The sequence below is a fragment of the Mediterranea sp. ET5 genome (assembly GCF_023337025.1).
Classification (GTDB): Bacteria; Bacteroidota; Bacteroidia; order Bacteroidales; family Bacteroidaceae; genus Phocaeicola_A.
In genome coordinates this window covers 30,725-42,531 of record NZ_JAMBLN010000025.1, presented here as the reverse complement: position 1 = coordinate 42,531, position 11,807 = coordinate 30,725, and the positions used below count along the sequence as shown (strand labels likewise).

Here is an 11,807-nt window from a genome sequence, read left to right as displayed (position 1 = left end):
GAGGCATCAACAACAAGATAAAGGTCATAAAGAGAACGGCATATGGATTTAGGGATGAACGATACTTTGAATTGAGGCTATATGCACTGCATGATTGCCGCATCACGCGAAATGTCGGATGAACCCATACTTGTTCAAGTATTCATCGACCTCCTCCTGGGTACGGAAGACACCGTCCGTGCGGTAAGACATCCACGAACCGAAAGGCTGCCCGACGATGGACTTGTCGATGCCGTTTCCACCACCATACGTATAATAGATGTCCGTAGGCAGGTCGGCTACGCGATTCTTGTAATACGACATGTTAAAGGTCACATCGTAATGGAAGTCGCGGATGCGGTCGCGCCAGGTGAGTGTCGTCTCCACGCCTCTGTTTGTCAAGCGGGCACCGTTATAGAAGTAATAGCCTCCTTCTCCAATCACTGCGATATAGTCCTTGCGGATCAGCATGTCGGTCGTCTCCTTGTTATAATAGTCAAATGTCCAGAGCAGTCTGCCGTTCAGGAAGGAAGCATCCAGACCAAAATTGAGCTGTTCGGTCTGCTCCCAGCGCAAATCCGGATTGGCAGACATGGTCCGTACGGCTGCAACAAGGTAAATCCGTCACCCGAGAGATTGTAGGAACCGGTATTCAAGTCGGAGATGTACTTGCTGTAGGTTGCCGTATTATCAATCTGGTCATTACCGTTGACTCCCCATGACACACGCAACTTCAGGTCATCCAGCCATGAAGAGGTCTTCTGCATGAAGGGTTCGGCGGAGATACGCCATCCGGCAGAGACGGACGGAAAAACAGCCGCCTTATTGTTCTGTCCGAAGCGTGAAGAAGCATCCCGACGCAGCGTTCCTGAAATCAGATACTTGTTGTCCCAGGCATAATTCACCTTTCCGAAGTAGGATATCATGGCATACGTGCTGGAATTATTGCCTACGTTCTTGGCAGATGTCACTACGTCGAGGTAACGATAGTCCAAGTCATCGATAACCAGCCCCTGTCCGTATCCCTGGACATGTTCGCCGTATTCCTTTTTCGCCTCCATACCGGCCAATGCCACCAACGAGTTCTTTCCGAAATCGAGGCTGTAGTTCAGCGTATTTGACCAGATCCACTGCATGCTGTTATCCTGACGCACGGTCAGCTCATTGATATTTACAGAGCGTGACCCTTCCCGCCACTTGGGCACATATACGGAGTTGAACCCGGTCAGGTAGTTCACACCGAAGTTGGAACGGAAAATCAGTCGTTTCACCGGCTCAACCTCCAAATAAGCATTTCCAAAGATACGCCAGTTCGTATGCCGGTTGTTCGCTTCATTGTCAGTCAGCCGGATAAGGTTCGGACGGTCTCCCAACACATCCACATACCCGCCGGCATAGCCTCCCTCCTCGTCATATACGGGGATGGCAGGATGCTGTGCCACCACATTCTCCTCGATGCCTCCCGGATGCAGATGTTCCTTCCAACGGTTCACCGAGATACTCTCTCCCACCCGTATTTTGTTGTCCAGAAAATGGAACGAGGAGGTCAGACGGGTATTAAAGCGTTCATAATCTGAGTTACGGACCAGTCCGTCCTGGTTCATATAGTTCATGGTCAGTGCCACACTGCCATCCTTAAAGCCACGGGAAAGGGAGAGGTTGTAATTCTGCATCCACGCATTGTGATAGATTTCCTTTACCCAGTCGGTATTGCCGGTCCGTATCCGGACTCCGTCTTCGTCATAATAGAACGGCTGTAACTCCGGCGTCTCTCCATTGCCATAAACCACACTGTTGGGATGCGTTCCATACGTGTTCTTATAAGCCTGCCAATAGACCTGTCCCCATTGGTTGGCATCGAGCAGGTCGAGCCCGGTACTGAATGTCTGCAAGGAAAGGGACATGTCAAAATCCACCTTGATTACTCCTTCCTGTGCCCGTTTGGTCGTGATGATGATGACTCCATTTGCAGCCTGCGCACCATAAATCGCAGCCGAGGCTGCATCTTTCAGCACCTGGATGGACTCTACATCGTTCGATGACAGGATGGTTGACATGTTATCATGAGTAGGGACTCCGTCGATGACATACAGAGGAGCGGAGTTGTTGATGGTGGTCGTTCCGCGCAACTTGACGTCCACATTGCTTCCACCGGGACGGCCATCGGTCGTGATATTCATTCCAGCCACACGTCCCTGCAGGGTAGTCAGGACATTGCCCGTGGGTATGTCTGCCACATCCTTCATGTCTATGACGGCTACGGACCCTGTCAGGCTGGCCTTCTTCTCAGCCATATAACCGGTGACTACCACTTCTTGCAGCTGCTCGGCATCCTCTGCCATCTGAATGTCCAGCACGGACTTTCCCGACGTATTCACGTGCTGTGCCGCATACCCGATATAAGTCACATCCAGGATTGCATCCTCGGCAACGCTCAAACTGAAATTGCCATCCAGATCGGTCACCGTCCCATTGGACGTCCCGCTCTCCTTCACAGAGGCACCGATGACGGGAATGCCTTGTTCATCTTTTACCACACCTTTGACGGTTTTCTTTTCGCCTCGCTTCCCGGTAGATGCACGCCGCTGGAATACCACGATTGATTTGGAAGAGACGATTTCATAATCCAGTCCACGTGCCGGCAGGACATCGGTCAATACGGTGGATACCGCCACATTCTTTTTGCTGACCGTGATGTCTGCACGGTCATCGACTACATTGTTCCGGTAAGAGAACCGGTAAGTGCTCTGTTCTTCAATGGCACGGAACATCTCTTTCAAGGAGACATTCTTCAGGTTCAGTGTTACCCGCTGCTCCTGCTGTGCGTACAGACCGACACAACTGCCCAGCACCAGGAGCAGAGTCAGGACACCATGTTTCAGGCTCAAATGTTTCTGCATGTTACATTCGTTTTAGGTTACTAATTCAACTTTCTGACTGTAAAGACACACCCGTCCGAAAGAAGTACCAACAAAATTCTATGTTATAGAACATCTTTTACCCGATTTGGACCCAATACCTGAAAAAAGAAAGAGGGAATGTCATACTTGACACACCCTCCGAACATTTGCTTTTGACCTGTCAAACACAAGTCTTCGACCAGGCAAACACAAGCGTTTGACCTGCCAAACTAACTGGTTTGACATAGGTAAGTATCATACTCAGCCTATCAAAGTATTATACTTAGCTTAGAAAGGTATTATACTTTGGTCCATCAAACTACTATGTTTGTCAGGTCAAACACTTGTGTTTGGTGAGTCAAACGAATGTGTCTGATAAATCAAACACTTGTGTTCCATCCGTCGGACAACGGAAGGAACAGCAAGGTCTGTAAACACACCTATTGAAAAACTATTGCTGAGACAATACAATCTCTTTACCTTGTATATCCACGTTCAAATTATATGTCTTTTCCAGAATCTTCAAGGACTCCATCAGGTCTGTCGTAAACAGCGTACCGGTAAACAGGTCTTCCGGCGTCTTACTGCCACGATAATCAATGTGAACTCCATAAACTTCTTCCAACTGTTCCACAATCCGGGGGAATGCAGCATCCTTGAAGACCATCTCGTTCCTCAGCCAGGCAGTGGCTGCATCAGCATCCTCTTCGCCAACAACGGTAATGTGTCCGTTGGAACAATCGATGATGGCACGATGCTTCGGAGCGAGCACAACTTCTTCAGCGGTCTTACCGGAAGTCAGGCGGACGCTCCCTTCCGCCAGATACAACTCGGACGTCGGTTTACCGGGACGGACTTTCAGGTTGAATGCTGTGCCCAGGACTTCCACTTCCAAGCCATCGCCATCAATGCGGAACGGACGTTCCTTATCCTTAGCCACTTTGAAGTAAGCTTCTCCGGAGAAGCTGATGTGCCTTTCCTCCTTATTATATAGATGCGGAACATAGCTCAGCTTTGAGTCGGCATTCAGCGATACCGACGTGCCATCAGGCAATGTGATGTGTGCCTTTTCTCCCCTGCCTGTCGACACCACCATCTGCTCAGCCTCCACGACACGACTTTCCTGGTAAAAATACCAGGTGGTCAACATCAACAACGGCAACAACACCGCCGCAGCGATGCGGAGTACTTTTGCCAAGGAGAAACGACGTACGGGAGCCGCTGCCTGCAGGTTGTCGCTTTGGTCAATACGTGCATCAATGCGTGCTTTCATGCGTTGCAGACTTGCCTCCTCAACGCCTGACGTATCAAACTCCTCATTCATCCATACCTCACGCATGACTTCCTCCAGGGCTTCGTCAGACGCCATGTTTACCTTCTCACGAGCCTCACGCAACTCTTCCGATGAGAGTAAATCGTTCCGATATTTATAATCTGTTTCTTTCATCATTGCTTTCTGCTAAGTAAGACAAGACTCTTTATTGGAAGTACCATCAAAAGACCTCAATTAATAAAAAATAACAACCAAAGAGGCACAGCCAGCCTGCTCAACTCCCGACGGAGTGCCTTCAAACCGATGGACAGCTGATTCTTCACGGTCTGTTCGCTCAACTCCAGGACCTGTGCCGCTTCTTTATTGGACAACTCACGCAGCCGCGTCAACTCGATGACACGCCTCTGTGTGGAGGGCAAAAGTAGTGTTTTTCCTTCTAAAGCCGATACGTCCCAAAAAGAAAAGGGTACATCCCAACAAGCACGATGCTCATTTCGATGTACCCCTCTTCAGAATTTGGGAAAGACAGTCTTCGCTTATTTTCTAGCCCGGATATCGAGCTTCACGGGCCGAATCATATTTTTCGGGTCAAGGATGGTATCCAGGTCTTCCTGAGTCAGGATGCCCTCCTCCAGCACGAGGTCATAGACACTGCGTCCGGTCTCCAAGGCTTTCTTGGCGATGTTCGTGGAGTGGTCGTAACCGATGTAGGGATTCAGTGCCGTGACGATACCGATGCTGTTGCGCACTTCCGCCTGACAATGTTCGGGATTTGCCGTGATGCCTTCCACACACAAGGTTCGGAGCGTATCAAAGGCGTTGCACATCAGGTCTACCGACTCGAAGCAGCACTGTGCCATGACAGGTTCCATGGCATTCAGCTCCATCTGCGAGGCCTCACCTGCCATCGTCACACACAGCTCGTTGCCAATGACCTTAAAGGCTACCTGGCTGACTACCTCCGGAATGACCGGATTGACCTTACCCGGCATGATGGACGACCCGGGCTGACGGGCAGGCAAGTTGATTTCGCCCAAGCCACAACGCGGTCCGCTGGCCAACAGACGGAGGTCATTGCTGATTTTGCTCATCTTCACTGCCACACGTTTCAATGCCGACATGTAACCCACCATGCAGGAAGTGTCCGACGTTGCGCCGACCCAATCCTTCGCCAGCTGAACCTTCCAGCCGGTGATGCGTGCCAATGCCTCCACAGCCTTCTCGGCATATCCCGGCTCGGAACAGATACCTGTACCGATGGCGGTAGCTCCCAGGTTCACCGTCAGGAAGTCGGCAGCAGCTTCATTCAGGTGGAGCAGTTCGTCGGAAAGAATGCTGGCAAAGCCGTAGAAGGTCTGTCCGAGTGTCATGGGGACGGCATCCTCCAACTGCGTACGACCCATCTTGACAATGTTGGCAAAGTCATCGCCCCGTTTACGGAACTCGGCTATCAATGCCTCCAAGTGGGGCAACAGAGCAAGATGGCTGGCATACAGTCCCATGTGGATGGCAGTAGGATAAGCGTCGTTCGTCGACTGGGAACGGTTCACATGGTCGTGCGGCGAACAGTATTCATACTCTCCGGGCTTGTGTCCCATGTGCAACAGCGCAATGTTGGCAATCACCTCATTGGCATTCATATTGGTGCTCGTACCTGCGCCACCCTGAATCATGTCAACCGGAAATTCCTCGTGATACTTGCCTGCTACGATGTCTTCACACGCAGCCTTGATGCCGGCATACTGCTCGTCGGTGAGCAGCCCCAGCCGGTGGTTCGCCTCGGCAGCCGCCTGCTTGGTGTAAGCCAGTCCGTTGATAAAAGCCGGATAGTATTCGAGTTTGAAACGGCTGATGGAGAAGTTCTCCACTCCACGCAAAGTCTGGATGCCGTAGAGTGCATCGGCGGGCAGTTCACGCTTGCCCAGCAAATCGTGTTCCACACGGGTTTTACTGTCTGTTGTCATACTAGTAAGGTTTATATAATCTACTTTTTAAGTTTCGCACACGTCCCACTGTCAGGTGACAGGGTCAGGACATGCCTGCGGAAGTTGAACAATCCATATCTTGTCATCATCTGCTGATGATGCGGCAAATATACTACTTACATTTTGATAGCAAAAGTTATTTCAATAAAAGATTTGCAGCCTCATTAAAGAATATTATCCGCAAAATACCAACCATCCTATTTACATTTTATCACCACAGCCGTCAGCAGCCACATTCAGTCCCTGCACCGGTATCTGCCTTTGGCACAAATCGGTTAACTTTGCCGACGTAATTGCTATACTTATCACTGGTTATGAAACGAATCATCATCACGGGCGCTACCTCGGGCATCGGCAGAGAGACGGCGCTTCAGTTCATCAGCGACGGATGGACAGTCGGGCTCACCGGACGTCGCAGCGAATTGCTCGAAGGCTTCCGTCTGCTGGCTCCGGGACATGTGTTCACACGGACGATGGACATTTGTCACGAAAATGCCGCCGATACCTTGCACAGCCTCATCGACGAAATGGGTGGCATGGAGGTCTACCTGCATGTCGCCGGCATCGGGTTTCAGAATCCCCGGCTGGACGCCGACACCGAACTTGCCACCGTACGTACCAACGTGGAAGGCTTCACCCGGATGGTAACGGCAGCATTCAACTATTTCAAGGAACGTGGCGAAGGAGGACAGATTGCCGTCGTCAGCTCCATTGCCGGGACAAAGGGTCTCGGACCTGCCCCTGCCTATTCTGCCACCAAGCGTTATCAGAACACCTACCTGGAAGCCCTTGCCCAACTCTCACGCACCCAGCACCTGAACATCTCCTTCACGGACATACGTCCGGGTTTCGTTGACACGGACTTGCTCAAAGGCGGACATTACCCGATGCTGATGCGCCCGGCTGACGTCGCACGCCGCATCTTCCGCGCCATCACCCATCGTCAGCGTGTCGTCATCATTGACGGACGTTACCGGATGCTGGTGGCATTGTGGCGACTGATTCCCCGATGGCTGTGGGAACGGATTGAGCTGAGCGCAACCCGGCATCCGGAGACCAAGACACCCGACCGCTGACACCTCGTCCGGACATCCCGACAAAAAAATCGGCTCATTGATGTAACAACTTGCGCACGACTTGCGTCTATAAGAATGAAAGTGCTTTCAAACCATTCATTCAGATTTAAAACCTAAAAAAGACACCATGCACATCAAAACATACATCCTGACCTTGTTGCTCCTCTGCCTCAGCATGCCTGCCCTGGCACAAGGCGACGCTTTATTCGATGAATTCAAGAGGGAACGGAACGCCGAATATATCAAAATCCCGGCAATCGTGACGGCAATGGGCAAACTCTTCATGGGCAATGAACCGGAGGAACAATTTGCCAAGAAGGTAAGGACCGTCCGTGTACTTGACATGGAGAAATGTTCCGCCGGAGTGAAACGCCGTTTTGACCGAAGAGTGGCGGCACTGGCGCACAAAGGATATGAAACCATGGTGCGTGTGAACGATGACGGCGAAAAGGTGCACATCTACGCACGCATCAAGAACAAAGTAATCCGCGAACTGCTGATTGCCTGCAGCGAGGAGAAAGATTGTACCCTGGTGCAGATTAAGGGACGCTTCAACAGAGACGACATCGCCCGGGTAGTCAACGAGCAAACGGGACACAAGCATGGACACCACTGAGTTCAAACGTCGGTTCCTCCCCTGCCATAAACGGTTTTACCACACGGCCTTCCGTCTGACGGGCAACACACAGGATGCGGAAGACCTCGTGCAGGAAGCTTACGCAAAACTATGGAACAGGCGAAACGAACTGGAGGGAGTGGAAAACGCGGAAGCCTATGGTGTGATGCTGGTGAAGAACCTCTGCTTTGACTGGATGCGCAGGAACATACACGACACCGACACCTGTACGCCCGAAGAGGTGACACTGGCAACCGACGACTCACCGGGACACGCCACCGAGCTGCATGACGAAGCGGAACATGCCAAAAGCCTCATAAGCCGGCTGCCCGACAAGCAACGACGGGTCATGTGGCTGCGCGACGTCAATGATTGCTCCTTTGAAGAGATTGAACAGGCGACGGGACTGAATGCGACCAACATCCGCGTGCTCCTCTCCCGTGCCCGCAAAAAGATACGTGAACAATTTAAACGGATGGACCATGATGCTACCCAATGATATCGAAAAGCTCCTGGCACGCTTCTATGCAGGAGAGACCACTGCCGAAGAAGAACAGACCTTGAAGGAATACTTTGCACGGACGGATGTGCCTCCTGCCCTGCATGCTGACCGTGACATGTTCCGTCAGCTGACGGAGGAGGACCTTCCTGAAGTCCCCGAAGGCATGGAGGAACGGCTGTCGGCTTTCATCGACCGGCTGGAGGAAAACGAGACGGAACGGCATTTCCACCGCCCCGTTATCCACTGGCGACGCCTGCTCGGCATGGCAGCCATGATATGTCTGCTCGTGAGTACGGGAGTTTATTTCCTGCGTCCGGCACAACCGCCCACCCCGAAAGACACGTGCGCCACTCCGGAAGAGGCACAGCGAGAAACCGAAAAGGCACTCTCCATCCTCGCCTACGGACTCCGGCGGGGAATGGAAGGCGTACAGACCGCCAGCCAAACCACAGAGAAAGCCCATGAACAAGTAATCGAACAATTGAACCACATCAAACAACTACCACAATGAAACGCATGTATATACTCGGAGCCTTGCTCTGGCTCTGCTCTTTCGTCACCTACGCCCAGGAAAATCTGTTTGACCGCTTCTCGGAGATGGAGGGCGTCACATCAGTCTATGTTTCCAAAGCCATGTTCAGCATGATGAGTGACATCAAGGTCGATGGATTGCAGCTGGAAGGCATCGGACAAAAGTTGGAAAGCCTCCAGGTGCTCAACAGCGAAAAGGCTCCTGTCATCCAAAAGCTGCGTGAGGCTGTGACCGGCTTTACCCCCAAACACGGCTATGAGTCACTGGTACGTGTACGCGACGATGGGGAGAAGGTGGACATCCTCCTGAAAAAGCACTCCAACGGCATCAACGAGTTTGTCGTCCTGGCGGACGAGCCCAAGGAGTTCACCCTCATAGTCATCACCGGACGCATGAGCCTGCAGGACATCCAGAACATCATCGGAGAAAAGAAGCACAAATGACAGGACGGAAGGCAACAGCCGCTCCCTACCTTATACTTTCTCTATCAAGACAGTGGCATAAGCCGAGATGCCCTCTTCCCGTCCGGTGAAACCCAATTTCTCGGTCGTCGTGGCCTTGATGGACACACAGTCGGTCTCCACTCCCATGACTCGTGCCAGCACCTCCTGCATCTCAGGGATGCGTGCTTTCAGCTTGGGACGTTCGGCACAGACCGTGGCATCGATGTTACCTACCCGGTAGCCTTTTGAGGCGATGAGACTGACAGTCTTTGCCAACAGGACCTTGCTGTCTATGTCCTTGAACTCGCCTGCCGTGTCCGGAAAATGATAACCGATGTCACGCATGTTGGCTGCTCCCAGCAAGGCATCACAAATGGCATGTATCAATACGTCGGCATCCGAATGCCCCAACAATCCCAACTCGTGTTCAAAGCGTATGCCTCCCAACCACAGTTCGCGTCCGGGAACCAAAGCATGTACGTCGAAACCGAATCCTACGCGTATGTTCATCTGTCTATAAGTTTTGTGAGTTTCTGAATCTTTGTCTAACGAACGTAGAAGTCAAGCACCCGTTCCCCTTCCAGATAGCCTTGCAAATGCTGTCCGATGCTGACGGGACCTACCCCCACGGGAGTACCGGTATAGAGCAAATCGCCCATCTTCAGCGTCATGAACCGACTCACATAGGCTATAATCCGGTCTACGGTAAACAGCATGTCGCAGGTACAACCACGCTGCACCGTGTTCCCGTCAATGTCGAGGTGGAAACGGATGTTCTGAATGTCCTTGAAATACTCCATCGGGACAAACGTACCGATGACGGCGGAATTGTCGAATCCCTTGCTCAACTCCCACGGATTGCCCGCTTCTCGAAAACGGCGCTGCAAGTCACGTGCCGTGAAGTCGATGCCCACGGTGACGGCATCATAGTAACGGTGTGCAAAGCGTTCGGAGATGTTCTTGCCCAGACGACTGATGCGCACGACCAGCTCCGTCTCGTAATGAATCTCATTGGAGAAATCGGGGATAAAAAATGGCTTGCCATCCTTGAGCAAAGCCGAGTCCGGCTTCAGAAAGATAACCGGTTCTTTGGGGAGTGCCATGCCGGCATGCAACTCCTGATTGTGTGCCGCATAGTTCATCCCGACAGCTATAATCTTCATGATTGTTCCTTATTTAAGTTTCGCGCCCCACTGCAACGTGAGCTTGCGAAAGCCGAATTACTTATTTAACATCTGATTTACATTCAACCGGTTGAACATCACTGCCAAGTGGGCGTAAAGGGAGGTGTTCTGCACGACGATGTTCTCGGGAACCCGGATGCGGAAGGGGGTAAAGTTCCACACCGCCTTGATGCCTCCTGCCACCATGTCGTCAGTCACTTGCTGGGCAATATTGATGGGTACGGTCAGGATACCGATGTCCACCCGGTACTCCTGCATCTTCCGGGCAAAGTCGTCCGTATGAAATATAGGTACTCCGCCCACTTCCGTTCCCACGACGGAAGGATTGACATCAAAGGCTGCCACGATCTCCAGTCCGAACTGGTGCAGACCGGAATCTCCCAAGAGGGCACGTCCCAGACTTCCGGCTCCGAAAAGAAACGCCTTGTGCATGTTGGTGAATCCCAGGAATGCTTCCAACGCCCGAATCAATCCATCGATTTCATACCCCACGCGGGTACGCCCGGTGACCCTGACATACGACAAGTCCTTGGCTATCTGCGAGGCATCGACATTGATGTCTTTAGATATCTGAGTAGAAGAGACATATTGCTCCCCCCTATCCTTCAACAGCTTCACCGTGGACAGATACCACGGCAGACGGCGGAGCGTAGGCTCCGGCACTTTATCGAAATCGCGTAGCAAAGAGGTACTCATAACCCGTTCGTTTTTTGTTCTCAAATTGTATATGGCACGCAAAATTACAGAAATATTTCCATAATACACCGAGCAATAAAGGGAAAACATATCGAATTTAATTGGCAAAGGCACTCTTTCCGGTTCGTTTTGCCGGATGCTGGAAGCTGAATATCCTTCTATAGAAGTTTACAGATACGTGCTTAGCGTTGAAAGAACCGCATTTGTTTTCTATCATCGTTCACAATTTACAAATAGCCTGTTTATCTTTGTACCCCAAACCAACAACAATCCCCTATGAAGAAAAACGATTGGAAAGACCGGCTGAACATAGTCTACTCCACCAACCCTGATTTCGCCTACGAAACGGAAGGTGAAGAGGAGCCGGAAACACTGGAGAAGGAAAAACAGAACCTGCGGGTATTCATCGAAAAGAAGAACCGGGGTGGAAAGACGGCAACCGTCGTAAAAGGATTCGCCGGAACGGAGGAAGACCTGAAGGAACTGGCCAAACTGCTGAAGACACGTTGCGGCGTAGGTGGTGCTGTCAAAGACGGGGAAATCATCATCCAGGGCGAACTGCGTGACAAGGTGGTGGAACTTCTGAAGAAAGAGGGGTACGTCCGTACCCGGTAAACTCGC

At 51.6% G+C, this 11,807-nt stretch carries 15 protein-coding genes; 7 read left to right on the top strand and 8 right to left on the bottom strand.

The window, feature by feature from the left end:
- A partial coding sequence (locus M3087_RS12975) for a transposase (protein ID WP_249096393.1) occupies positions 1 to 122 on the top strand: 122 nt, incomplete at its 5' end.
- Here M3087_RS12975 and M3087_RS12970 read toward each other — a convergent pair.
- From M3087_RS12970 to M3087_RS12950, 5 genes are all read right to left on the bottom strand, one after another.
- On the bottom strand, positions 103 to 573 hold the full coding sequence (locus M3087_RS12970; RefSeq protein ID WP_249096392.1) for a TonB-dependent receptor domain-containing protein: 471 nt from the start codon (positions 571 to 573) through the stop codon (positions 103 to 105). The genes M3087_RS12975 and M3087_RS12970 overlap by 20 nt on opposite strands.
- Complete coding sequence (locus M3087_RS12965) at positions 501 to 2,879, bottom strand: SusC/RagA family TonB-linked outer membrane protein (RefSeq protein ID WP_249096391.1); 2,379 nt, start codon at positions 2,877 to 2,879, stop codon at positions 501 to 503. Before M3087_RS12965 ends, M3087_RS12970 begins: the two co-directional genes overlap by 73 nt.
- A 451-nt stretch (positions 2,880 to 3,330) precedes the next feature.
- Positions 3,331 to 4,329: a FecR family protein gene (locus M3087_RS12960; RefSeq protein WP_249096390.1), complete on the bottom strand. Its 999-nt coding sequence runs from the start codon at positions 4,327 to 4,329 to the stop codon at positions 3,331 to 3,333.
- Between the two features lie 53 nt (positions 4,330 to 4,382).
- A complete protein-coding gene (locus tag M3087_RS12955; protein WP_249096389.1) occupies positions 4,383 to 4,571 on the bottom strand; it encodes an RNA polymerase sigma factor in 189 nt (62 codons plus the stop codon).
- A 117-nt stretch (positions 4,572 to 4,688) separates the two neighbouring features.
- On the bottom strand, positions 4,689 to 6,116 hold the full coding sequence (locus M3087_RS12950; RefSeq protein ID WP_249096388.1) for an aspartate ammonia-lyase: 1,428 nt from the start codon (positions 6,114 to 6,116) through the stop codon (positions 4,689 to 4,691).
- 335 nt (positions 6,117 to 6,451) lie between these two features.
- Between M3087_RS12950 and M3087_RS12945 the strand changes: the two genes are divergently transcribed.
- From M3087_RS12945 to M3087_RS12925, 5 genes are all read left to right on the top strand, one after another.
- A complete protein-coding gene (locus tag M3087_RS12945) occupies positions 6,452 to 7,213 on the top strand; it encodes an SDR family NAD(P)-dependent oxidoreductase (RefSeq protein ID WP_249096387.1) in 762 nt (253 codons plus the stop codon).
- Between the two features lie 127 nt (positions 7,214 to 7,340).
- Positions 7,341 to 7,829: a DUF4252 domain-containing protein gene (locus M3087_RS12940; RefSeq protein WP_249096383.1), complete on the top strand. Its 489-nt coding sequence runs from the start codon at positions 7,341 to 7,343 to the stop codon at positions 7,827 to 7,829.
- Positions 7,816 to 8,328 (top strand): RNA polymerase sigma factor, encoded by a 513-nt coding sequence (locus M3087_RS12935; protein ID WP_249096382.1) that lies wholly within the window; start codon positions 7,816 to 7,818, stop codon positions 8,326 to 8,328. Before M3087_RS12940 ends, M3087_RS12935 begins: the two co-directional genes overlap by 14 nt.
- Positions 8,312 to 8,842, top strand: a complete 531-nt coding sequence (locus M3087_RS12930) for a hypothetical protein (protein WP_249096381.1) — start codon at positions 8,312 to 8,314, stop codon at positions 8,840 to 8,842. The genes M3087_RS12935 and M3087_RS12930 overlap by 17 nt, the downstream gene beginning before the upstream one ends.
- Positions 8,839 to 9,306, top strand: a complete 468-nt coding sequence (locus tag M3087_RS12925; RefSeq protein ID WP_249096376.1) for a DUF4252 domain-containing protein — start codon at positions 8,839 to 8,841, stop codon at positions 9,304 to 9,306. The genes M3087_RS12930 and M3087_RS12925 overlap by 4 nt, the downstream gene beginning before the upstream one ends.
- Positions 9,307 to 9,336: 30 nt before the next feature.
- On the opposite strand, the gene ispF is transcribed toward M3087_RS12925, so the two are convergent.
- The 3 genes from ispF to M3087_RS12910 are packed head-to-tail and all read right to left on the bottom strand — an operon-like array spanning position 9,337 to position 11,186.
- Positions 9,337 to 9,816 carry a 2-C-methyl-D-erythritol 2,4-cyclodiphosphate synthase gene (ispF, locus tag M3087_RS12920; protein ID WP_249096374.1) on the bottom strand — a complete coding sequence of 160 codons (480 nt, stop codon included), beginning with the start codon at positions 9,814 to 9,816 and terminating at the stop codon, positions 9,337 to 9,339.
- A 35-nt stretch (positions 9,817 to 9,851) separates the two neighbouring features.
- Entirely contained in the window at positions 9,852 to 10,469 is a 618-nt protein-coding gene (locus tag M3087_RS12915) for a fumarylacetoacetate hydrolase family protein (RefSeq protein ID WP_022383635.1), read from the bottom strand.
- Positions 10,470 to 10,526: 57 nt separating this feature from the next.
- On the bottom strand, positions 10,527 to 11,186 hold the full coding sequence (locus tag M3087_RS12910) for a redox-sensing transcriptional repressor Rex (protein ID WP_249096367.1): 660 nt from the start codon (positions 11,184 to 11,186) through the stop codon (positions 10,527 to 10,529).
- Positions 11,187 to 11,462: 276 nt separating this feature from the next.
- Between M3087_RS12910 and M3087_RS12905 the strand changes: the two genes are divergently transcribed.
- Complete coding sequence (locus tag M3087_RS12905; protein ID WP_249096365.1) at positions 11,463 to 11,801, top strand: translation initiation factor; 339 nt, start codon at positions 11,463 to 11,465, stop codon at positions 11,799 to 11,801.
- Positions 11,802 to 11,807 lie beyond the last annotated feature (6 nt).

Coding starts and splice junctions, on each gene's coding strand:
- M3087_RS12970 (WP_249096392.1), bottom strand. CDS start 573: ATGTCTGCCAATCCGGATTTGCGCTGGGAGCAGACCGAACAGCTCAAT.
- M3087_RS12965 (WP_249096391.1), bottom strand. CDS start 2,879: ATGCAGAAACATTTGAGCCTGAAACATGGTGTCCTGACTCTGCTCCTG.
- M3087_RS12960 (WP_249096390.1), bottom strand. CDS start 4,329: ATGATGAAAGAAACAGATTATAAATATCGGAACGATTTACTCTCATCG.
- M3087_RS12950 (WP_249096388.1), bottom strand. CDS start 6,116: ATGACAACAGACAGTAAAACCCGTGTGGAACACGATTTGCTGGGCAAG.
- M3087_RS12945 (WP_249096387.1), top strand. CDS start 6,452: ATGAAACGAATCATCATCACGGGCGCTACCTCGGGCATCGGCAGAGAG.
- M3087_RS12940 (WP_249096383.1), top strand. CDS start 7,341: ATGCACATCAAAACATACATCCTGACCTTGTTGCTCCTCTGCCTCAGC.
- M3087_RS12935 (WP_249096382.1), top strand. CDS start 7,816: ATGGACACCACTGAGTTCAAACGTCGGTTCCTCCCCTGCCATAAACGG.
- M3087_RS12930 (WP_249096381.1), top strand. CDS start 8,312: ATGATGCTACCCAATGATATCGAAAAGCTCCTGGCACGCTTCTATGCA.
- M3087_RS12925 (WP_249096376.1), top strand. CDS start 8,839: ATGAAACGCATGTATATACTCGGAGCCTTGCTCTGGCTCTGCTCTTTC.
- ispF (WP_249096374.1), bottom strand. CDS start 9,816: ATGAACATACGCGTAGGATTCGGTTTCGACGTACATGCTTTGGTTCCC.
- M3087_RS12915 (WP_022383635.1), bottom strand. CDS start 10,469: ATGAAGATTATAGCTGTCGGGATGAACTATGCGGCACACAATCAGGAG.
- M3087_RS12910 (WP_249096367.1), bottom strand. CDS start 11,186: ATGAGTACCTCTTTGCTACGCGATTTCGATAAAGTGCCGGAGCCTACG.
- M3087_RS12905 (WP_249096365.1), top strand. CDS start 11,463: ATGAAGAAAAACGATTGGAAAGACCGGCTGAACATAGTCTACTCCACC.